Below are 20,985 nucleotides of genomic sequence, written 5' to 3' on the forward strand. Positions count from 1 at the left end.
CGGTCAGCTCTGGTGGGCCTCGTAGTGCGCGACCGCCTCGGCGGTCCGCCCGGCGCCGTACACCCGCAGGAATTCGGCCAGTTCGGGGTGGGTGGGGGCGAGGCTCTGCGCGGCCTCGATGATGTCGCCCGCGCCGGCCACGGAGCGCAGCAGCGACTGGATCTCGCGGACCACCCGGCGGACGGTCGGCGCGCCGCTGCTGGCCGTCGTCTGCGTGGAGTTGAGGACGGAGCCGCCCGAGCTCTTCTTGACCTCCTCCATCCGGTCCGCGGCCTCCGCGGCGCTCACGGTGCCGTCCGCGACCTGGCTGGAGAGCTCCTGCAGCGCCTGCACCCGCTGGACCACCGCGGGGTTGCCGATCTTCGCGCGCTGGCCGCTCATCAGCTGCGAGAGCATCGGCGCGGACAGGCCGAGCACGGAGGCGAGCCGGGCCTGATTGAGGCCGAGGTCGTCGATGAGACGGCGGAAGAGCGCCCCCAGAGGCTCCCCGTACCAGCTCCGCTGCAGCTCCCGTGCGCGCGCGGTGGCTTCCTGCTGTGCTGCGTCCATCTCGCTCTCCCCTTCGCTTCGCTGCAGCGAATCTTGCGGTGCATCCTACGGAGAGTGCTGGGCCCCGGCGATACCCGGTCGGAAAAGAGCGCGGGCACCGGGTAGTCTGGTCGGCGACGGGGCCTTAGCTCAGTTGGTAGAGCGCTGTCTTTGCATGGCAGATGTCAGGGGTTCGACTCCCCTAGGCTCCACAAACAATCCCCTCTGACCTGCGGAAACGCGGGGCGGAGGGGATTTTTTCATGGGGCGGCGCCGGGCGTTGCCGCGGGCACGTGCCGCACGTCAGCCGTTCAGCAGGCCCGCCCGGCGGGCGTAGCTTCCCGCCTGGAAACGGCTCTGTGCGCCGAGCTCGGTGAGCAGTTCGGTGACGTGCCGCCGGTAGGTGGTGACGGACATCGCGAGCCTGCGGGCCGCCACCTCGTCCTTCATCCCGGACTCCAGGAGTTCGAGGACGGAGCGGCGCAGTTCGTCCTTGGCGGAGCCGTCGTCGGTCTCCCCGGTGAACGGTCGCGCGGACTCCCAGGCGCTCTCCCAGGAGCGGTAGAGGAAGCGCACGAGAGAGGGGTCGCGGACGGCGAGCGCGCCCTTGCCGTCGTCCGAGGAGCTGCCGTGGTCGGCGAGGACGGCCGTGGTGGCGTCGAAGAAGAGGACCCGGTCGGGCACGTGGGCCGTGGTGCGGACCCGGGCGCCGAGCGCCACCATCCTGCTCAGGTGCTGGCGCATGTACGCGTGGGAGAGCACCGAGTGGGGGTAGACGGTGCGCAGGAGCACGCCGCGGCCGATCGCCTCGGTGGTGCGCTGCAGGCCCTCCTCCAGGGTGGCGGGGGCGGGCAGGTCGGGGTGGGCTGCGGCGACTTCGACGCGGGCGGCGGCGGACAGCCGCGCGAGGGCGGCGCGGACGGCGTCGAGGGTGGTCAGGTACTCGATGGGGGTCCGGGTGAAGTGGCCGTGCCAGGACTCCTCGAAGACCGGCTTCATCGCCATCACGTGACTGCTCATCCGCTCGGACTCGCGGTGGAGTTGCTGGATCTGCGACTCGATCGGGCCGGTGACGTGGGTGGCCGCGACGTCGGGGCTGCGGGGGGCGTACGCGGTGTCGCTGTCGCAGGCCGCCGACCCCGCGGGCCGGGCCGCGTCCGGAGCGTCCTCGGCGGGGTGGAGCAGGTGCAGCCGGGAGAGTTCCGCCACCGCGGCGCAGACCTCGGCTCCGGGTACGTCCAGGTGGAGCGCCGCGTCCCGCGGCCGGAGCCGGCCGTGTTCGAGGGCCATGCGGTAGAGCAGTACATGGAGGTCACCGAGAGGCGAGAGGGGCGCCTCTGTAGCGATTTTGTCCATTTTCTTCTCAATCGTCGGCTCGGTGGAGGGTGAAGAGAACTCGCTGACGACTTCTCGCCATAGGGCGCTTATGGCGCCCGGTCCGGTTTCCGGGGCACCGTGGGGGTAACGGGAGGTGGCGTCCGGAACGCCACTGCATAACCGGGGGGATTTGGCGTGAAGTTTAATTTTGCTATTTCTGCATTCAAGGCCGCGGTCGGCATTGCCGGGGGGCTCGGGGGAGGCTCCAGGGCAGGCCAGGACGGCACCGACGACATCATCTGGCAGAGTCAGCCCTGGTAGGCCCGGTGGTGGGGACGGCTTCGCACTGCGGAAACATTCCATTCATGGAAATCCGCAGGGCTGTCCCGGTCATCTGATCCGACATCCTCCCCCGTCGACCGTTCTTTCGGCCTTCACAGACCCTACCGGTGGCCTTTCCGAAAAGGAATGGGATTCGTCGGCAGGTAACCGTCTCTGCTCTTTGAGTAACCGGCTCCGCTTCTCGGCTTCGCCGGACGGGGCGGGAGGAGGCACTGTGCATCGCACACTCCCCGTGAGGGACGAAGTGCACGTGTGGTTCTGCGACGCGGGCCGCCCGGGCGGGCGCCGTGCGGACGCGATCGGCGACATCGCACTGCTGTCGCGCGAGGAGAAGATCCGGTGCGCCCGCATCACGCGCCCGGCGGAGCGCCGCGGCTTCGCGGCGGCCCGCGCCGGTGCGCGGCGCGTGCTGGCCGACCTCGTGGGGGCCGCACCGGAGGCGATCGACATGTCCGCCGGGATGTGGGTGTCCGGGGGGCGGGGCCTGCGGGAGGACGCGCCGGAGGACGACGCGGGGGCGTGCGCGACGCCCCTGGTCCTGGACCTCGTCTGGTCCGCGGACGCCTGGGTGCTCGGGCTCTCCGCCGGGATCCGGCTCTGTCTGGCGCTCGAGCGGGCCGAGGGGCCCGTTTCCGCGGCGGCCGCCCGGGAGCGGGTCCGGCGCAAGGCGCTGGCCAGGCTCTCCGGCGCCGAACGCAGCACTGCGGTGCAGGGGGCGTCGGGTAATTTCTCCGTGCACGACGTGCCGACGCCGGTTTCCGCCGTCGCCGCCGTCGCCTGTTCCGGCCGGCACCGCCGGACCGGCGGGCCGTCCCTCCTTCTGAGAGAGGTGCCCGTTGTCACGTAAATTCCTCTTCCTGCTGGCCAGTTCGAGGACGCCCGGGGTGTCCGGGAACTCCGAGCAGCTGGCGAGGAAGGCGGCCGAGGCGCTGCCGGCCCCGGTCGAGCAGCAGTGGATACGGCTCACCGATCACCCGCTCGACCCCTTCGAGGACCTGCGCCACGAGGGCGACGGGGTGTACCCGCAGCCGACCGGGAACGCCCGGATGCTGCTGGACGCGACCCTGTCCGCCACGGACCTCGTCATCGTCTCCCCCGTCTACTGGTACAGCCTGGCGACGCCCGCCAAGCTCTACCTGGACCACTGGTCCGGGTGGCTGCGCGTGCCCGGCGCCGATTTCCGGGCGGCCATGGGCGGCCGGACGCTGTACGGCGTCGCCGGGCACGCCACCCGGGACCGCAGGGTCGCCGAGCCGCTCGTCGGCTCGCTGCGGCTCACCGCCGAGTTCATGGGCATGAACTTCGGCGGCGTCCTGCTCGGCAGCGGCACGCGGCCGGGCCAGGTGCACGACGACCAGGACGCGCTCGACGAGGCGGCGGCGTTCTTCACGGCCGGTACGGAGCGGGACCGGGCCGGGGCGGCGCCTGAGGCGGCCTGATCCCGTCCAAGACTGCCCGGGCCCGCCGGACGCGGTCGCACGTCGCACGTCGCACGCCGCACGTCACCCGTCGCGCGTCACCCGTCGCACGGGAGGGCTCTCCGGCCCGCGCACATCGCGCGGGCCGGAGAGCCCTTCTCACACCCCCGCCAGCCGCAGCTCCAGGTCGGCGGCCGCGGCCGGCCCGTAGGCGTCGGCGGCGCGGCCCACGAGGTCCGCGGGCACGAGCTTGTACTCCTGGGTGCCGGTGGACTCCAGGACGGTGGTGGCCAGGGTGCAGCCGAGCTGGGCGGCCCGTTCGGCCGTCCAGCCCCAGGCGGTTCCGGCGAGGAACCCGGAGCGGAACGCGTCCCCCGCGCCCGTCGGGTCGGCGATCGCGCCCGCCGGGACCGCGGGGACGGGCACGGGGTCCTCGCCGTCCCGGGCGAGCACCGCGCCGTCGGCCCCGAGCGTGGTGATCCACATGCCGACGCGGCCCAGCACCTGCTGCGCGGTCCAGCCCGTCCGCTCCTTGAGCAGCGCGGCCTCGTACTCGTTGGTGAACAGGAAGCGGGCGCCGTCCACGAGGGACCGGGTCTGGTCCGCGTCGAGCCGGGCCAGCTGCTGGGACGGGTCGGCCGCCACCGCGACGCCCAGGCGGTGGGCGGCGGCGGTGTGCCGGAGCATGGCGGCCGGGTCGTCCGCGCCGACGAGGGCGAGGTCGAGCCGCCCGGCGCGCCGCGCCACCTCGGCCAGGTCGATCTCGCGGGCCTCGGCCATGGCCCCGGCGTAGAAGGTGGCGATCTGGTTCTGGTCGGCGTCCGTGGTGCAGACGAAGCGGGCCGTGTGCAGGGTCTCGCTGACCCGGACCGATCCGGTGTCCACGCCGCCGGCGCGCAACCAGGCCTCGTACTCGGCGAAGTCGACGCCGGCCGCGCCGACGAGCACCGGGCGCAGGCCGAGGCGGCCCAGACCGAAGGAGATGTTGGCCGCCACGCCGCCCCTGCGGACTTCGAGGTGGTCGGCGAGGAAGGACAGGGACACCTTGTCGAGCTGCTCGGTGATGAGCTGGTCGGCGAAGCGTCCGGGGAAGACCATCAGGTGGTCGGTGGCTATCGAACCGGTGACTGTGATGCGCACGGGAGCTCTCTCCTTGCCTGCGGCTCGGCTGATTACGCCCCTGCGGCCTTCTTCAGGGCGGCTACGCGGTCGGTGCGCTCCCAGGTGAAGTCCGGGAGTTCACGGCCGAAGTGGCCGTACGCGGCGGTCTGCGCGTAGATCGGGCGCAGCAGGTCCAGGTCGCGGATGATCGCGGCCGGGCGGAGGTCGAAGACCTCGGCGATCGCGTTCTCGATCTTGTCCGTGTCGACGGTGTGGGTGCCGAAGGTCTCCACGAACAGGCCGACGGGCTCGGCCTTGCCGATCGCGTACGCGACCTGCACCTCGCACCGCGACGCCAGGCCTGCGGCGACGACGTTCTTGGCGACCCAGCGCATGGCATACGCGGCCGAGCGGTCGACCTTGGACGGGTCCTTGCCCGAGAAGGCGCCGCCGCCGTGACGGGCCATGCCGCCGTACGTGTCGATGATGATCTTCCGGCCCGTCAGACCCGCGTCACCCATCGGGCCACCGATCTCGAAACGGCCCGTGGGGTTCACGAGGAGGCGGTAGCCGTCGGTGTCCAGCTTGATGCCGTCCTCGACGAGCTCCTTGAGGACGTGCTCGACGACGAACTTGCGGATGTCGGGGGCGAGGAGGGTCTCCAGGTCGACGTCCGCCGCATGCTGCGAGGAGACGACCACCGTGTCGAGACGCGCGGCCTTGTCACCGTCGTACTCGATCGTCACCTGCGTCTTGCCGTCCGGCCGCAGATACGGGACCGTCCCGTCCTTGCGCACCTGCGACAGGCGGCGGGAGAGCCGGTGCGCCAGATGGATCGGCAGCGGCATCAGCTCCGGCGTCTCGTCGCACGCGTAGCCGAACATCAGGCCCTGGTCACCGGCACCCTGCCGGTCGAGCTCGTCCTCATCGCCCTCCACACGCGCCTCGTAGGCCGCGTTCACACCCTGGGCGATGTCCGGCGACTGCGCGCCGATCGACACCGACACACCGCAGGAAGAACCGTCGAAACCCTTCCTGGACGAGTCGTAGCCGATGTCCAGGATCTTCTTGCGGACGAGGCCGGGGATGTCGGCGTAGGCCCTGGTCGTCACCTCGCCGGCTATGTGGACCAGGCCGGTGGTGAGGAGCGTCTCCACGGCTACCCGGGAGCCCGGGTCCTCCTTCAGGAGGGCGTCGAGGATCGTGTCGCTGATCTGGTCGGCGATCTTGTCGGGGTGACCCTCGGTCACGGACTCCGAAGTGAACAGGCGGCGGGACATCCACTCATCCTTTGCTTGAATTACTCGAATTCAGGGTCGGTAAGGCGGGCGACTCACTCGGGTTCGCGGCCGGCGGGGAGGGCGGACGCCCGTTCGCGCAGCAGGTTCTTCTGCAATTTGCCCGTCGACGTCGTGGGGAGCCGCCCGAAGACGATCCGGTGCGGCGCCTTGAACCGGGCGAGCCGGGCGCGCACGAATGCGATGAGCTCCTCTTCGCCGACGGAGCCTCCGGGGCGGCGGGAGACGAAGGCGACGGGGACTTCGCCCCAGACCGCGTGCGGCCCCGCCACCACTGCCGCTTCGGCCACCTCGGGGTGCGCGGTCAGGGCGTTCTCGACCTCCACCGAGGTGATGTTCTCGCCGCCGGAGATGATGACGTCCTTGGCGCGGTCGCGGATCTCGACGTAGCCGTCGGGGTGGTGGACGGCGAGGTCCCCGGTGCGGAACCATCCTCCGGCCGAGGCCTTCGCGGTGGCCTGTTCGTCGCGGTAGTAGCCGAGCATGACGTTGTTGCCGCGGAGGAGGATCTCGCCGATCGTCTCGCCGTCGGCGGGGACGTCGTCGCCGTCGCGGTCGACGACGCGCGCGGGTTCCCCGACGACGTTGGCGACGCCCTGCCGGCCGGCCTTGCGGACCCGGTCCTCGGGGGCGAGGGCGGCCCATTCGGGCTGCTGGATGCCCAGCAGCGCGTTGCCGAACGTCTCGGTGAGCCCGTAGAAGTGCGTGACGTCCACGCCCAGTCCGGTCATCCGCGCCAGCAGCGCCGGCCGGGGCGGGGCACCGCCCGCGAAGATCCGTACGGGGTGCGGGACGGGGGCCGCGTCGGGGTGGTCGGCGAGCATGGTCAGGACGGTCGGGGCCGCGCAGAGGTGGGTGATGCCGTCGGACCGCAGTGCCCGCCAGACCTCGGCCGGGTCGACCTTGCGCAGGCAGTGGTGCACGCCGCCCGCCGCGGTGACCGCCCAGGGGAAACACCATCCGTTGGTGTGGAACATGGGCAGCGTCCACAGGTAGCGCGAGGCCGGGTCCATCCGGGTGTGGAAGGCCATGGCCAGTGCATTGAGGTAGGCGCCCCGGTGGTGGTACATCACTCCCTTCGGGCGTCCGGTGGTGCCGCTGGTGTAGTTGACGGACAGCAGCCCGCGCTCGTCGGTGACCTCGACCCGGTGCGGCGCGGCTGCGGCGACCGCCTCGTCGTAGCGGTCCGAGCCGATGACGGCCGGCCGCTCGGCGAGCAGGCCGAGCGCGTTCTCCAGGCGGGGCAGGAGCTCGGTGTCGGCCAGCACCAGGCGGGCGCCGCTGTGTTCGAGGATGTAGGCGATCTCGGCGGGGGCCAGCCGGGTGTTGAGGGCGACGAGCACCGCACCGGCCAGGGGCACCCCGTAGTGCGCTTCGAGCGTCAGGTGGGTGTTCGGGGCGAGGACGCACACCCGGTCGCCCGGCCGGACGCCGTGCTCCGCGAGCAGCCCCGCCAGCCGCTGGGAGCGGTCCCACAACTCCGCGTACGTACAGCGGAAGTCGCCGTCGACGACGGCAGGGCGGTCGGCGAACACGGCGGCGGCGCGGCGCAGGAAGGAGACCGGCGTCAGCTCGGTGAAGGCGTGACCCGGTGCGCCGGCCGTCGCCGCCGTCGCCGCCGGCACCGTCACGCGCGCCTCGCGACGATGGCGAACATGTCCAGGGAGAGCGGGAGGACGGCGTGCAGGGCGAGGCCGGACTCCGCGAACAGGTCCGCGTACTCCTGCTCGCTGCGCTCGGTGCCGCCGACGAGGACCATCATCTGCAGGTCGAACCAGAGCCCGAGGGAGGATTCGCCGGTCGGCGGGATCGTGCGCTCCAGCACGATGACGGTGCCGTCCGGGTCCATGGCGTCGTGGCAGCGCTTCAGCAGGTCGACGCAGGACTCGTCGGAGCGGCTGTGCAGGATGCGCGACCACAGGTAGACGTCGCCGCCGGTGGGGAGCGAGGCGGTGTAGTCGCCCTCGACGTAGGAGACGCGCTCCGTGAGCCCGCGGTCCGCCATGGCGGCCTTCGCGGCCTCGATCACGTGGGCCTGGTCGAAGAGCACGCCCTTGACGTGGGGGGCGGCCTTGAGGACCTCGGAGAGCAGGGCGCCGGTGCCGCCCGCGATGTCGACGACGGTGCGCGCCGACGAGAAGTCGAAGACCCGCGGCAGGTCGCGGAAGAACGCGCCGCCGGCCATGGTGCCGTCGAACCGGCGTGCGGACTCCTGGTTGGCGGTGAAGTACGGGTACATCGGGGCGCCGAAGGCGGCCTCGAAGGCGGGCTGCCCCGTCTTGACGTTGTGGAGCAGCTTTCCCCAGGTCTCGTAGAACTCTTCGCCGTACATCAGGGTGAGGTCGCGCAGGGAGTCGGGCGCGTCCTCCTTGAGGAGCTCGCCGGCCGGGGTGAGCGAGAAGCCGGTCTTGTCGTCGCCCTCCAGGATCCCGAGACCGGTGAGGAAGCGCATGAGCTGGAACAGCGAGCGCTCGTGGGAGCCGGTGGCCTCGGCGAGCTCGCGGCTGGTGGTGAGGCCGCTCTCGATGTGCTCGGGGAGGCCCAGCTTGGTGGCCACGTAGACACTCTGCGAGGCCCAGTAGCCGATCATCAGGTCCAGAACCTTGCGGGACGGTGACGCAGTCATTGCATGGCCTTTCGGGGTACGGGGGTGCTTCTCTTTTAAAGAGGCGGGTCTTTAAAGAGGCGGGCCGTCTACGAGGCCCGCTTCGGGACGTTCTGCAGCCGCAGTTGTCCGCGGGCCAGGAGGGGGCCGGTGCCGCCGCCTGCCGTGATCTCCACGGACCACACCTGCTGGAGGTCGCCCTGGAACACCGGGTGGGCGGTGACGAGGGCGGGGCCGCCGGTCGTCGTGACGAACACGTCCGTCGCGTTGTGCACGCCCACGGCGAAGAGGCCGCGGTCCGCGACGGCCTTCGAGGCGCCGACGCTGGCCGCCCGTTCGACGACGGTGCTGTGGACTCCGCCGTGCACGACGCCCCACGGATTGTGGTGCTGCGGGCCGAGTGCGATGCGGCCCCGGACGCCGTCGCCCGCGACCTCGTCGAACTCCAGGCCCAGCGCCACGAGGAAGCGGCTCGCGGTGTCGAGGCCCAGGGCGGGGAACGCGGTCATGTCTGCTCCTGTCCCGTGCCGGTGCCGGTGCCGGTGCCGACGCCCGTGCCCGTGCCGGTGTTCTGCAGCCGCACCTGGCCGCGGGCGAGGGGCTGTCCGTCGGAGACGGTGACGACCCAGATCTGCTGCGTGCGGCCCTGGTGCACGGCCTCGGCGACGACCTCGGCCCGGCCCTCGGTCCGCGAGCGCAGCAGGTCGGTGGAGATGTGCACGGCCACGGCGTGCCGGCCGGGGCCGGCGGCCGCCGACGCCCCGTGGGAGGCCGCGCTCTCGACGGCGGTGGTGTAGACGCCGCCGTTGACGATGCCCCACGGGGTGTGGTGGTCCGGTCCGAGGTCGATGTGGCCGCGGACGCGGGTGGGGCTCACCTCGGTGACGACCAGCCCGGCCGCCGCGACGAAGGCGCTCTCGTGCGGCCGGATGTCAGCGGAAGGCCTGGACACCGGTCACCGCCTTGCCGATGGAGAGCAGGTGCATCTCCTCGGTGCCCTCGTAGGTGAGCACCGTCTCCAGGTTCACCATGTGCCGGAAGACCGGGTACTCCAGGGTGATCCCGTTGCCGCCCAGGATCGTCCGGGCGCTGCGGGCGATGTCGAGCGCCGCGCGCACGTTGGCCAGCTTGCCCACGCTGATCTGTGCGGGGTCCAGGCGGCCGGCGTCCTTGAGCCGGCCGAGCCGGGCGGCCAGCAGGGACGCCTGGGCGACCTGTACGGCCATCTCCGAGAGCTTCCGCTGGGTGAGCTGGAAACCGGCCAGGGGACGGCCGAACTGCTCGCGCTGACCCGCGTACTCCAGGGCCGTCCCGTAGCAGGCGCGGGCGGCGCCCACTGCGCCCCAGACGATCCCGAAGCGGGCCTCGCTCAGACAGCTCAGCGGCCCGGAGAGGCCCGCGGCGCCCGGCAGGACGGCGTCGGCGGGCAGGCGCACGCCGTCGAGGACGAGTTCGCCGGTCACCGAGACGCGTAGCGACAGCTTGCGGGTGATCTTGTTGACGGTGAAGCCGGGCGTGCCGGCCGGGACGACGAAGCCGCGGATGCCCTTCGCGCCCTGCTCGGGGTCGGTCTGGGCCCACACCACGGCCACGTCGGCGAACGGGCTGTTGGTGATCCACATCTTCGAGCCGTCGAGCACCCAGTCGTCGCCGTCGCGGCGGGCGCGGGTGCGCATGGCGCTCGGGTCCGAGCCGGCGTCCGGCTCCGTCAGGCCGAAGCAGCCGACGGCCTCGCCCGCGGCCATGGCCGGCAGCCACCGCTGCTTCTGCTCCTCCGAGCCCCAGCGGTGGAGGGCGTACATGGCCAGCGAGCCCTGGGTGGAGACGAAGGAGCGCAGCCCCGAGTCGACGGCCTCCAGCTCCCGGCAGGCCACCCCGTACGCCGTGGCGCCGGCGCCCGCGCAGCCGTAGCCGTCAAGGTGCATGCCGAGCAGCCCCAGGGCGCCGAGGTGCTTGACGATCTCGCGCGGCATGGTGTCGGCCTCGAACCATCCGGCGACGTGCGGGGCCAGCTCGGTCCGGGCGAAGGCCCGCACGGTGTCCCTGATGTCCCGCTCGGTCTCGCCGAGCTCGTCGTCGACCGCGAGGATGTCCACGGGGTCCAGTTCCGCGGCGGAAAGCGGACTCATGATGACTTCTTTCTGGTGTCGGGCTTGTGTCAGGTGTCCTCAGGAAAGGCCGAGCACGGCCCGCGCGATGGAGTCGCTGTCGCCCACGGTGATGGAGTTGACGTTGGGGCGGATGCCGGTCTCGGTGACCCAGTTCGCCCCTTCCGTCGGCACGCCGAACACATAGCGCCGCGGGTGGACCGACCCGTCGCTGCGGATGACCCGGAAGGGCCGCTCGGTGACGGCCACGCCGCCGGTGACGTACTCGCCGGCCGAAGCGGTCTGCACCGTGAAGTGCTTCACCTGCTGGTGCTTCTTGAGGTGGACGAGGATCGAGTTGTCCGTCCGGGCGAGGTCCACCTTGGGGAGCCGGGCGTCGATGAGGACGGTGCCCGTACGGACGTCACCGGGGACGGCCGAGCTGCCGACGAAGACGCCGCGCGCGTGGTCGTGGTCCACCGTGAAGCGGGGACCGGCGACCTCGACCACGCCGGCGTCCATCAGCGCCACGAGCTCCTCGACCCGGCTCCAGGGCGGCCCCAGGGAGAGGAACGCGTGCAGCGAGTTGAACCAGCCCTCGACGTCGTCCTGGTACGAACGCCCCTCGATGCCGCCGTTGTTCATCACGTAGCGCATCTCGTTGCGGATGTCGCGCAGGACGTCCAGGGCGGACTTCACGGGGCTGCTGAGGTTTCCCCGGCGGGCCTCGGCGATGTCGTCCACCAGGTAGGACCGCAGGAAGCCGGTCCAGGCGCGGGAGGACGCGACGTCGCCGTCGGTCCACGGCCGGGCCACCCGGTCCCAGTCCCAGTACTGCTCCTCCGGGACGCCGAACTTGCGCAGGACGGTGCGCTCGGAGTCGCAGGACCAGGGGAGCAGGCTGTAGAGCGCGCCGAATTCGTCCGCGGCGTCCTCCGACTCCCTGATCTCCACCAGGCGCCGGTAGTAGACGGTCTCGACTTCCTTGGCGATCAGCGGCCAGCAGTCGCGCCGGAAGTCGAGGGCCCCGGACGGCCCGGCGTTCGAGCGCAGTTTGTCGATGTGCTCCTCGGTGAGGATCTTCGGCTCGTGGCGCAGGTCGCCCTTCTCGTTGTCCGCCCGGCCGTGCAGGGGCACGCCCCGGCGGGAGCCGCAGACGATGTGCGGCTCGCGCCCGGAGGGCCGGTACACCAGCCCGTCGCCGGTCCGCACGTACGTGCCGCCGCGGCCCTGGGTGAGCAGGGACATGTAGTCGAAGAAGGACAGCCCGAGGCCGCGGATGAGTACCTGCTGACCGGGGGCGATGCCGCTCAGGTCGGCGTCGGCGGGGTTGGCGGGCGGGAGGAAGCGGCCGCCCGTCGCCGCGGCGAAGCCCCGCAGGGTCTCCTCGTCGGCGGACGGGTGCACCGCCCCGTGGCCCGTGGCCAGCACGAGCTGGCCGACCTCGGCCGACTGCCCGGTGTCCGTGGTCACGAGCTGGCCGCCGGCCTCGGTGTCGGTCACCGAGACGACCTTGCCCCGGTGCTCGTGGATGTCGATGGTGTCCGGGCGGTTGCGCAGGATCTCGCCGTAGGCCCATTCGAGGTAGTGCCCGTAGAAGGACCTGCGGCAGTAACTGTTCTCGTGGACCTCCCGGGCCTCGGCCAGGACGGCCTCGGGGTGGTCCCCGGAGATGTCTCCCGCCGCCAGCCGGGCCGACCACTCGTACAGGCTCGGGCCCTTGCGGACCGGGCCGGACATCTTCACGGTGTCGTCCGCGAAGGCGGTGATCTGGGAGGCGACGATGTTCATGATGAGGTCGGGGGACTGATCGGTCCGCCAGACGTCACCGGAACCGAAGTTCCTGGGTTCGAAGAGATGGATGACAAGAGAATCGCCGGTACGGTCACGCGCGTTCTCGACGATGCGCTCCAGGACGGACAATCCGCGAGGGCCCACGCCGACTATGCCAACCGTGACCGTGTGCACTGCCCTAGGTTTCACAGTGGGACTCCGTTGAGGTCTTCCCAGTTCGGGGCGGCTTTGCCAGGTCCGCTGGTCAGGACATCGCGTCGCTGATCTGCTTGATCGACCGCACGGTGTCGATCGCGGCGGGAAACCCGCAGTACACGGCGCACTGGAGGGCGACCTCGACGAGTTCGTCCACCGTGCACCCGTTGCGCAGCGCGCCGCCGATGTGGAGCTCCAGCTCGTGCTTGCGGTTCATCGCCGTGAGGATGGCGACGGTGAGCAGGCTCCGGAACTTCCGGTCGAACGCGGGCCGTTGCCAGACGGTCCCCCAGGCGAGGCGTACGACCAGGTCCTGCAGCTCGGCTGCTCCTGCCCACGTGTCGGACACGCCGTCGACATAGGTGTTTCCCAGGACCTCGCGTCGCAGCGCGTCGCCGGCCGCCCACTCGGATCCAGGCATGCGTCATTCCCCCATGAATTACGTGAACTGCCGCCGCGCCTCTGCGGGACGGCACGTCCCTGCGGGGAGCTGCCGGAGCGCTCCCTGGGAGAGACCCTGCCAGCGGGCCGTCCTGCCGCGACAGCTTCCGGGGGCGTCGTGATTGCGACTGTCGTAAACAGGAGAGTCACAAGACGGGTGCATGGGGCATGTATCGCCCGGCCGGGTGGCCGGAACCGCTCCGGAACCGGACGACGGCCCTGTTCAGGGGCCGGACGGGGCCGTGTGCGCGGGTGCCGGGAACAGGTCGGTCAGGAGGCGGTGGGGGCCGCTGCGCAGGGCCGTGCTGACCCGGTCGTCGCGCAGCGTCGCGTCGGCGCCGGGGCCCTGGCGGATGAGGAGGTCGGCGGGCGGGGGGACGGTGCCGCACGCGGGACATGCGCCGCCGGAGCCGATGTCCGTGCCGCACGCGGCGTGGCTGAAGAGCCGGCGCGAGCCCTCCGGGGCGAGCCAGCGCTCGCCCCACTGCGCCAGGGAGAACACGATCGGCCAGAGGTCGAGCCCGCGCTCGGTGAGGACGTAGTCGACCTCGACGCCCGTGGTGTGGGGGCGGCGCTCGACGACGCCCACCGCGGCCAGGGCCTTGAGGCGGTCGGCGAGCACGGCGCGCGGGATGCCGAGGTGGGCGTGGAAGTCGCCGAAGCGCCGCACTCCGTAGAAGCAGTCGCGGAGCACCAGGAGCGTCCACCGTTCCCCGACCACTTCGAGTGCCCGGGCCAGCGAACAGTCCTGGTCTGCGTAGCCACGTCCCAATGCCATGACGAAAGTCTAGCGGTACAGTCACTGAACTATGTGGTTCAATGACTGAACTCCACCGATCTCCTGGGGGTAGTAGTGACGACCGAACCGGTCGAGCGCCGGTCCTCCGCCCGTTCGACTCTCGCGATCTCGTGCGTGGCCACCCTGCTCGTGCTCATCAACTTCACCGCTCCCGTCTCGACCGTGCAGACCGTCAGAGCGGCGCTCGGCTCCGGGCCCTCGGGGCAGACCTGGATCCTGGGCAGCATCAGCGTCGGCCTCGCGGCGTGCCTGATGGTGGCGGGGACCCTCGCCGACGACTACGGCCGCAAGCGGATGTTCGTGATCGGCGGGGCGCTGCTGGTGGTCTCCACCGTGGTGTGCGCCGTCGCGCCCGTCACACCGGTGTTCGTCCTCGGCCGCATCGTCCAGGGCGCGGCCAGCGCCGCGCTCCTGGCCTCCAGCCTCGGCCTCCTGGCCCACGCCTTCGCCCCCGGCCCCGAGCGGGCCAGGGCCACCGGCCTGTGGGGAGCGATGGTGGGCGGCGGCATCGCCATCGGCCCGGTGTTCTCCGCGCTCCTGGGCCGGGCCACCGACTGGCGGGTCACGTACTGGGTCCTCGCGGTGCTCGCCGCGCTGGTCATGCTCTGGGCGGCCCGCTCGCTGGAGGAGTCCCGCAGCGCGCACAAGCGCGCCTTCGACCTCGCCGGGGTGCTCACGCTCGGTGCGGGCATCACGCTGCTGATCGCGGGGCTCACCGAGGGCCGGGGCGGCTGGGGCCGGCCCCACGTCCTGGTCTTCCTGGCCGCCGCCGTCGTCCTGCTGGCCGGCTTCGTGGTGATCGAGAAGCGCGTCGCGGAGCCCATGCTGGAGCCGGCCTTCTTCAAGCGCCCCGCGTTCGTCGCCTCGGTCGTCGGCGCGCTGGTGACCGGCATGGGCGTGATCGGCCTGATGACGTACGTGCCGACCGCGGCGCAGAGCATGCAGGGGCTCAGTCCCCTGGGCAGCGCCGGCCTGCTCGCGTTCTGGTCCGGCCTGTCCTTCGTGGCCGCGCCGCAGGCCCGCCGGTTCGTCGCCCGCGTCGGCGACCGCCAGCAGGTCGCCGCGGGCCTGGCCCTGTGCGGGATCGGCGAGCTCGCTCTGGCCGGCATCGGCGAGGAGTCCTCGTGGTGGCGGTTCGTGCCCGGCCTCGTGCTGGCGGGCCTCGGCAGCGGCGTGGTCAACGCGGCCCTCGCCGGGCTGGCCGTACGGAGCGTGCCCGCCCACCGCGTGGCGGTCGGCTCCGCGGCGAACAACGCCTCGCGCTACCTGGGTTCCTCCCTGGGCGTCGCGCTGGTCGCCGCGATCCTGGCGCTCGCCCCGCGCGGCGGGGGAGCCGCCCACGAGATGAGCACCGGCATGAGCTGGGCCGCGGTCGTCTCCGGCTGCCTGGCGATCGCCGGCGCCGTCCTCGTCGCCCTGTGCCGCGAGCGGACGGAGCCGGCGGGCGCCGCCGTACCGGCCCCCGGTCCGCAGGTGCCGGAGTCGGTGTGAGGAGCCCCGGGCCCGGCGGAGGGCCCGGTGGTCCCGGCTGTGCGGGCCTCCGCGCGGCCGGGACCGTTCCGCCGCGTCCGGTCGTTCACATGGTGGCGACCGGACTTCGTCCGCTCAGCAGCTCCTGCTCCCGTAGGAGGAAGCCCAGTTGGAGCCGGCTGGAGGCGCCGAGCTGCTGCATGATGTCGGAGACGTGGCGCTGACACGTGCGCACCGAGATGCCCAGGGCGCGCGCGGTCGTCCGGTCGTCCGCGCCGTCGATCAGGTGCTGGAGGATGGAGCGCTTCGTCTGGTTCGCCAGGCTCTGGACGAACGTCCGCTCGCGCGGTTTGTCGATGGGTTCCCCGGTCGACCAGGCCGCGTTGAACATCTCGGCGGCGAAGGCGATGAGGTCGGCGTCCCGGACCACGAGCGCTCCGCCCGGGCTGCTGCGCAGCGGTACGACGAGCACCTCGCGGTCGAAGATGACGAACCGGGCCAGGTCCCCGGTGACCGTCCTGATCTCGACGCCCGCGCCGATGGCCTCCTCCGTGTGCCGCACCGTCGGCGGGTGGAAGCGCGCGGAGTACTGGTAGAGGGCGCGCAGTTGCACCCCGCGCCCGAGCAGCTGCTGGTAGCGGTAGCGGGCCTCGATCAGCTCCGCGTCGGGGTGGGCGCCGCCGGGCCGGGCGGACAGGACCTCCTCGCGGCAGTCGTCGGCGTACCGTTCGAGGGCCCGGACCACCTCCTCGTGCGATTCGATGCGCTCCAGGTGGGGGCCCTGCAGCGCCTGCTGCTGGGTGGCGTAGATGAGACCGAGCTCGGCCATCTGCCCGCGCATCCACTGCAGGCCCAGCCGGGCGTTCTCCACCCGCTCTTCCCACTGCCCGAGGAGCCGGTCCGACACAAGGGCGGGGTCGACGGCGGCCAGGCAGTCGGCTCCCAGCCGCCGCACCAGACCGGTGGCGATGAGCTTGTCCACGGCCGGAACGCTGACGTCGCCGTGGGCGCCGGACATCAGCTCGTCGATGCGTACGAGACCCTGCCGGGCGATGTGCCGGTAGGTGACCAGTTCGGCGGATGTCAGCTCTATCGACCCGGGGCCGGCGGCTGTGCGTTCTTTAACCAATGTGTCCATGTCAGCACCTCTCTGTTTATGTGTGCCGCAAAAGGGCGGAGAGTGGAGAAACAGGAGAACTCGGGAGTCAGCAGGGGCCGTCTTCGCAGCTTAGGTGGGGGAACGGGCGGGCAATCCGGTTAAAACAACCCCAATCATCGGACGCTTTTCCAAAGAATTACCTGTAATCTATTGCACACGACAACTTGTTTGCGGGCGCTCTTTTCCGGATAACCACGGGCCCGGAAAACGACGAGCCCCCGGGCCGCGCGGAAAGCGCGGGCCGGGGGCCTCGGTGCATTCGGTCTGCCGGGCTGCCGTTCTTCCGGCCTGCCTGTCGGCCGGCCGCCGTCAGAACGGCCGGTCGTCCGTCCCGCCGTTGTCGGGGGAGGACTCGGCCTCGGCCTGCTTGGCCTGGACCTCGGGGTCGAGCGGTGAGGAGGAGGCCGCGGGACCCGCGCCGTCGACCGAGCTCAGCGGCGGGCGGTCGCGCACCTCGGTGGCCTCGGGCGGCTCGACCAGCCAGTCCGGGTTGGCCTGCCTGTCCCACCACTTCCAGGCGGCGTACGCACAGCCGGCGACCACGGCGACCACGGCGAGGCGCCGGAACGCCCGCCCCGCCCGGCACCGCCGGTCCCGCCGGGCGACCAGCTTCTCGATCTCCTGGGGGCTGACCTGTCCGCGCAGCGCGGCGAAGGCGGCGGCGCTGCGGGCGACGGCCTCGTCCCGGACCGGCTCGACGGCCGTGCGGGCCCGCACGGCGGCCTGGTCGATCTTCGGGGGCAGGGCGTCGCGCGCCTGCTCGATCCGCGGGTGCAGGTGTGCGTCGTACTGGCAGCGGGCCTGGTGCGCGGCCTGGTGCGCGGCTTCCGCGACCTTGGGCGCCAGCCGGGTCCGGGCCTCGTGCGCATAGTGCACGGCGGCGTCCTTCGCGGTGCCGGCGTAGGGCGCCACCACTTCCGCGGCGTGCCGGACGCTGTCCTTCGCCGTGCTGGTCGCGGCGCGCACGCTGTCCTTGCGGGTCACGAGAACCTCCTCCTCGGTGGCGTATGTTTTGTCGCCTTTCCACCCAGTGAAAAATCATGCCTGGGGACGGGCGGTCCGGCACGTGCGGGCGGGCATCCGGGTCAACGGGGGACGGAGCGGGCGGGGACCCGGCTCGACCATGCCACGGTTTCGCGCGGCGCGCGGGCGTTTGCCCGCTACTCGCCGCGATCCCGTCCGTGCGAGGATCGGTAGCCGTCAGTGAAGACTATGGAAGGTAGATCGTGGCCGAGCAGCTTTACGCCACCCTGAAGACCAACCGGGGCGACATCGAGATCCGGCTCCTGCCGGACCACGCCCCGAAGACGGTCGCCAACTTCGTCGAGCTCGCGAAGGGCGAGCGCGCGTGGATCAACCCGGAGACGGGCCAGAAGACCACGGACAAGCTGTACGACGGCACGGTCTTCCACCGCGTCATCGAGGGTTTCATGATCCAGGGCGGTGACCCGCTGGGCAACGGCACCGGCGGCCCGGGCTACAAGTTCGCGGACGAGTTCCACCCGGACCTGGCCTTCAACAAGCCGTACCTGCTGGCCATGGCCAACGCCGGCCCGGGTACCAACGGCTCGCAGTTCTTCATCACCGTGTCGCCCACCACGTGGCTGACCGGCAAGCACACCATCTTCGGCGAGGTCACCACCGACGCCGGCAAGAAGGTCGTCGACGCCATCGCCACCACCGACACCAACCCGCGCACCGACCGTCCGGTGAAGGACGTGGTCATCGAGTCGGTCGTCATCGAGACCCGCTGACGACGGACTTCCTCTCCCTCGTCACGCCCCGAGGGAACCCGGCGCCCCGCTCGTCCGTATGACGGGCGGGGCCGCGCGTCCCGGACAGGCCCGCCCACCACCGGCGCAAGGGGAACGCATGAACGACCAGGCCGTCGGCTGTTACCGGCATCCCGACCGGGAGACGGGCATCCGCTGCACCCGCTGCGAGCGGCCCATCTGCCCGGAGTGCATGGTGAGCGCCTCGGTCGGCTTCCAGTGCCCGGCCTGCGTCGCCGACGGCTCCGGCACCGGGCACGCCCCGCGGGCCACCGCCCCGCGCACGCTCGCGGGCGGCACCCACACGGCCGACCCCCGGCTGGTCACCAAGGTCCTCCTGGGGCTCAACGTCGCCCTGTGGATCGCGGTCATGGCCGGCGGAGACGCCCTGCTCGACGATCTTGAGCTGTTCGGCCGCGCCGTGCTCGGCGGCGAGCCCCAAGGCGTCGCGGAAGGCCAGTGGTACCGCCTGCTGACGTCGATGTTCCTGCACCAGGCGCCGATGCACATCGCCTTCAACATGCTCTCGCTGTGGTGGATCGGTCCCCCGCTGGAGGCGGCGCTGGGCCGGGCCCGCTATCTGGCGCTGTACCTGCTGTCCGGTCTGGGCGGCGCCGCCCTGACCTTCGTCGTCGCCGACCCCCGCCAGCCCTCGCTCGGCGCGTCCGGGGCGATCTTCGGCCTGCTGGGCGCGACGGCGGTGCTGATGCGGCGGCTCAACTACGACATGCGCCCGGTCGTGGCGCTGCTCGTGCTCAACCTGATCTTCACCTTCACCTGGAGCAACATCGCCTGGGAGGCCCACATCGGCGGCCTGGTGGTGGGCACCGCCGTGGCCTACGGGATGGTGCACGCGCCCCGTGGGAAGCGGACGCTGGTGCAGGGGCTGACCTGCGGTCTGACGCTGCTGGTGATCGTCGCCGCGGTGGTCGTACGGACGGCGACGCTGCCTGCGCTCACCGTGTTCCCGGGCTGAGTCCGGGCTGAGCTCGCCGTGTTCCCGGCTGACCGGGCGGTGGGTTGTCCACAGCGAGTACAGAATCTTGTGCATGGCGTGGGGAACACGTGTCCGTCCGTGCACACAGCTGCGTTTCCGCTGGTGGGCGGGGGCGCCCCGGGGCACCCCGCGCCGCCGACCAGTCACACCGGCGTCAACCCCGGGGAAGTTATCCACAGATCTTCTGAGTTTTTCCCCACTGTGGACGAGGGTGTGGATAACTCCTCGGAAGGCTCCCCGGAAGGCTTGCTACTTCCACTGTGTGGAGACTACGAACCCCGCTGCGATAAAGCCGAAACCGACCACAATGTTCCAGTTGTGGAGGGACTCGATGGGCATGTCACCGCTGGTCACATAGAAGATGACGATCCAGGCCAGCCCGATCAGGAACATCGCCAGCATCAGCGGCGCCACCCAGCCCCGCCCACTGCTGAGCTTGATGGTCTGCTGCTTCGCCGGCGGCGGCGTGAAGTCGTCCTTCTTGCGGATCCGTGACTTCGGCACGAGGAACTCTCCTGTCGATGCGCTGCGTGACCGCGCTGGGGAACAAGGGAAACGTACAAAGGGCTGGTCCGAGGCGGCGAGCGGCGGGAACGCCACCTTTCCCCGGGCGTCCGTTAGCGTAGTGCTTCCGTGGCGCCGGAGAGGATAAGGGTACGTTGAGTAATTCTGCGGACTCCACCAGCAGGCCGTCCCGGCGCTTCAAGCCCGTCCGGCTGCTGACCGGGGCCGTCTTCGCGCTGGCCGGTCTCATCTTCTGGATGAGCTTCAACACCGCCCACGGAACCAACATCCGCACCGACGACTCCATGCTCCGGCTCTCCGACCTCATCCAGGAGCGCAGCCGCAAGAACGCCGGCCTGGACGAGAGCGCCGCGGCCGCCCGCGAGCAGGTGGACGCCCTCGCCCGGCGCGGCGACGGCGGCACCGCCGCCCGGAACAAGAAGCTGGCCGCCCTCGAGGCGGCCGCCGGCACCACGCCGATCAGCGGCCCCGGCCTGACCGTCACCCTCACCGACGCCCCGCCCAACGCCACGGCCAGGATCCCCGGCGTGCCGCAGCCGCAGCCCAACGACCTGGTCATCCATCAGCAGGACCTCCAGGCCGTCGTCAACGCCCTCTGGCAGGGCGGCGCCAAGGGCATCCAGGTCATGGACCAGCGGCTGATCTCCACCAGCGCCGTCCGCTGCGTCGGCAACACCCTGATCCTCCAGGGCCGCGTCTACTCCCCGCCGTACAAGGTGACGGCCGTCGGCGACCGCGGCGCGCTGCGCAAGGCGGTCGACTCCTCCCCCGCGATCCAGAACTACCTCCAGTACGTGAACGCCTACGGGCTCGGCTGGAAAGTCGACCAGCACGACGCGGTGACTCTTCCCGGTTACTCGGGCACAGTGGACCTCCACTACGCCAAGCCCCTGGCGTGACCCCTGTGGTGGGTGACGCCACGACCCGGGAGGGGGCCCGCGGTGAGGCCCAGGACCGTCGTCCGCACCCTCAGCGAACTGTGCGTCACCACCGGCAGCCTGCTCGTCCTCTTCGTCGTCTACGTCCTCTACTGGACGGGCGTACGCGCCGACGGCGCCATGGACCGGGAGCTCAGCCGCCTCCAGGACCGCTGGTCGAGCGGCGCCGCGGTCACGGCCGGGGCCCCTGAGGCGCCCG

At 71.4% G+C, this 20,985-nt stretch carries 21 protein-coding genes, 1 tRNA gene and 1 pseudogene; 8 read left to right on the forward strand and 15 right to left on the reverse strand.

The genetic code is table 11. The features are described from left to right. Positions 1–3: 3 nt before the first annotated feature. Complete coding sequence (locus V7793_RS05835) at positions 4–549, reverse strand: helix-turn-helix domain-containing protein (RefSeq protein ID WP_058045309.1); 546 nt, start codon at positions 547–549, stop codon at positions 4–6. A 118-nt stretch (positions 550–667) separates the two neighbouring features. Here V7793_RS05835 and V7793_RS05840 point away from each other — a divergent pair. After that, positions 668–740, forward strand: a tRNA-Ala gene (locus V7793_RS05840). A 91-nt stretch (positions 741–831) separates the two neighbouring features. On the opposite strand, the gene V7793_RS05845 is transcribed toward V7793_RS05840, so the two are convergent. Beyond that, positions 832–1,884: a hypothetical protein gene (locus V7793_RS05845; RefSeq protein WP_335581822.1), complete on the reverse strand. Its 1,053-nt coding sequence runs from the start codon at positions 1,882–1,884 to the stop codon at positions 832–834. A 517-nt stretch (positions 1,885–2,401) separates the two neighbouring features. Here V7793_RS05845 and V7793_RS05850 point away from each other — a divergent pair. Both V7793_RS05850 and V7793_RS05855 read left to right on the forward strand, forming a co-directional pair. Then, positions 2,402–3,034: a hypothetical protein gene (locus V7793_RS05850; protein WP_335581823.1), complete on the forward strand. Its 633-nt coding sequence runs from the start codon at positions 2,402–2,404 to the stop codon at positions 3,032–3,034. Next, positions 3,024–3,626 carry a flavodoxin family protein gene (locus tag V7793_RS05855; protein ID WP_335581824.1) on the forward strand — a complete coding sequence of 201 codons (603 nt, stop codon included), beginning with the start codon at positions 3,024–3,026 and terminating at the stop codon, positions 3,624–3,626. The genes V7793_RS05850 and V7793_RS05855 overlap by 11 nt, the downstream gene beginning before the upstream one ends. 138 nt (positions 3,627–3,764) lie before the next feature. Here V7793_RS05855 and V7793_RS05860 read toward each other — a convergent pair whose 3' ends face one another. From V7793_RS05860 to V7793_RS05905, 10 genes are all read right to left on the reverse strand, one after another. Next, on the reverse strand, positions 3,765–4,745 hold the full coding sequence (locus tag V7793_RS05860) for a carbohydrate kinase family protein (RefSeq protein WP_335581825.1): 981 nt from the start codon (positions 4,743–4,745) through the stop codon (positions 3,765–3,767). A 32-nt stretch (positions 4,746–4,777) separates the two neighbouring features. Further along, complete coding sequence (gene metK / locus V7793_RS05865; RefSeq protein WP_335581826.1) at positions 4,778–5,986, reverse strand: methionine adenosyltransferase; 1,209 nt, start codon at positions 5,984–5,986, stop codon at positions 4,778–4,780. 53 nt (positions 5,987–6,039) lie between these two features. Further along, positions 6,040–7,635 (reverse strand): AMP-binding protein, encoded by a 1,596-nt coding sequence (locus V7793_RS05870; RefSeq protein ID WP_335581827.1) that lies wholly within the window; start codon positions 7,633–7,635, stop codon positions 6,040–6,042. Then, a complete protein-coding gene (locus V7793_RS05875; RefSeq protein WP_335581828.1) occupies positions 7,632–8,630 on the reverse strand; it encodes a methyltransferase in 999 nt (332 codons plus the stop codon). Before V7793_RS05875 ends, V7793_RS05870 begins: the two co-directional genes overlap by 4 nt. Before the next feature lie 68 nt (positions 8,631–8,698). Continuing rightward, positions 8,699–9,118 (reverse strand): PaaI family thioesterase, encoded by a 420-nt coding sequence (locus tag V7793_RS05880; RefSeq protein WP_335581829.1) that lies wholly within the window; start codon positions 9,116–9,118, stop codon positions 8,699–8,701. Further along, the gene (locus tag V7793_RS05885) at positions 9,115–9,561 is read right to left on the reverse strand and encodes a PaaI family thioesterase (protein WP_335581830.1); all 447 of its coding nucleotides are present in this window, start codon (positions 9,559–9,561) and stop codon (positions 9,115–9,117) included. The genes V7793_RS05880 and V7793_RS05885 overlap by 4 nt, the downstream gene beginning before the upstream one ends. Next, complete coding sequence (locus tag V7793_RS05890; RefSeq protein ID WP_335581831.1) at positions 9,542–10,738, reverse strand: acyl-CoA dehydrogenase family protein; 1,197 nt, start codon at positions 10,736–10,738, stop codon at positions 9,542–9,544. Before V7793_RS05890 ends, V7793_RS05885 begins: the two co-directional genes overlap by 20 nt. Before the next feature lie 39 nt (positions 10,739–10,777). Continuing rightward, positions 10,778–12,634, reverse strand: a complete 1,857-nt coding sequence (locus V7793_RS05895) for an FAD/NAD(P)-binding protein (RefSeq protein WP_335581832.1) — start codon at positions 12,632–12,634, stop codon at positions 10,778–10,780. Between the two features lie 100 nt (positions 12,635–12,734). Continuing rightward, positions 12,735–13,106, reverse strand: coding sequence for a carboxymuconolactone decarboxylase family protein (locus V7793_RS05900; RefSeq protein WP_058047339.1), 372 nt, complete (start codon positions 13,104–13,106; stop codon positions 12,735–12,737). Positions 13,107–13,349: 243 nt separating this feature from the next. Further along, positions 13,350–13,904: a winged helix-turn-helix transcriptional regulator gene (locus tag V7793_RS05905; RefSeq protein ID WP_335581833.1), complete on the reverse strand. Its 555-nt coding sequence runs from the start codon at positions 13,902–13,904 to the stop codon at positions 13,350–13,352. Positions 13,905–13,979: 75 nt separating this feature from the next. Here V7793_RS05905 and V7793_RS05910 point away from each other — a divergent pair, with 75 nt between their 5' ends. After that, positions 13,980–15,416 carry an MFS transporter gene (locus V7793_RS05910; RefSeq protein ID WP_335581834.1) on the forward strand — a complete coding sequence of 479 codons (1,437 nt, stop codon included), beginning with the start codon at positions 13,980–13,982 and terminating at the stop codon, positions 15,414–15,416. Positions 15,417–15,501: 85 nt separating this feature from the next. On the opposite strand, the gene V7793_RS05915 is transcribed toward V7793_RS05910, so the two are convergent. Continuing rightward, the gene (locus V7793_RS05915; RefSeq protein WP_335581835.1) at positions 15,502–16,533 is read right to left on the reverse strand and encodes a LuxR C-terminal-related transcriptional regulator; all 1,032 of its coding nucleotides are present in this window, start codon (positions 16,531–16,533) and stop codon (positions 15,502–15,504) included. A gap of 330 nt (positions 16,534–16,863) precedes the next feature. Beyond that, positions 16,864–17,538: a DUF5324 family protein gene (locus tag V7793_RS05920; protein ID WP_335581836.1), complete on the reverse strand. Its 675-nt coding sequence runs from the start codon at positions 17,536–17,538 to the stop codon at positions 16,864–16,866. A gap of 242 nt (positions 17,539–17,780) precedes the next feature. On the opposite strand from V7793_RS05920, the gene V7793_RS05925 reads away from it, so the two are divergent. After that, a complete protein-coding gene (locus tag V7793_RS05925) occupies positions 17,781–18,308 on the forward strand; it encodes a peptidylprolyl isomerase (protein WP_335581837.1) in 528 nt (175 codons plus the stop codon). 118 nt (positions 18,309–18,426) lie between these two features. After that, entirely contained in the window at positions 18,427–19,302 is an 876-nt protein-coding gene (locus tag V7793_RS05930) for a rhomboid family intramembrane serine protease (protein WP_335581838.1), read from the forward strand. Between the two features lie 270 nt (positions 19,303–19,572). On the opposite strand, the gene crgA is transcribed toward V7793_RS05930, so the two are convergent. Beyond that, entirely contained in the window at positions 19,573–19,827 is a 255-nt protein-coding gene (gene crgA / locus V7793_RS05935; protein WP_030366859.1) for a cell division protein CrgA, read from the reverse strand. A gap of 155 nt (positions 19,828–19,982) precedes the next feature. On the opposite strand from crgA, the gene V7793_RS05940 reads away from it, so the two are divergent. Together V7793_RS05940 and V7793_RS05945 are read left to right on the forward strand one after the other, a co-directional pair. Further along, complete coding sequence (locus tag V7793_RS05940) at positions 19,983–20,747, forward strand: DUF881 domain-containing protein (protein ID WP_335581839.1); 765 nt, start codon at positions 19,983–19,985, stop codon at positions 20,745–20,747. 42 nt (positions 20,748–20,789) lie between these two features. Further along, positions 20,790–20,985: pseudogene (locus V7793_RS05945) on the forward strand (class E sortase); the annotation flags it as partial.

The organism is Streptomyces sp. KLMMK, from assembly GCF_036961605.1.
In the GTDB taxonomy this organism is placed as follows: Bacteria; Actinomycetota; Actinomycetes; order Streptomycetales; family Streptomycetaceae; genus Streptomyces; species Streptomyces telluris.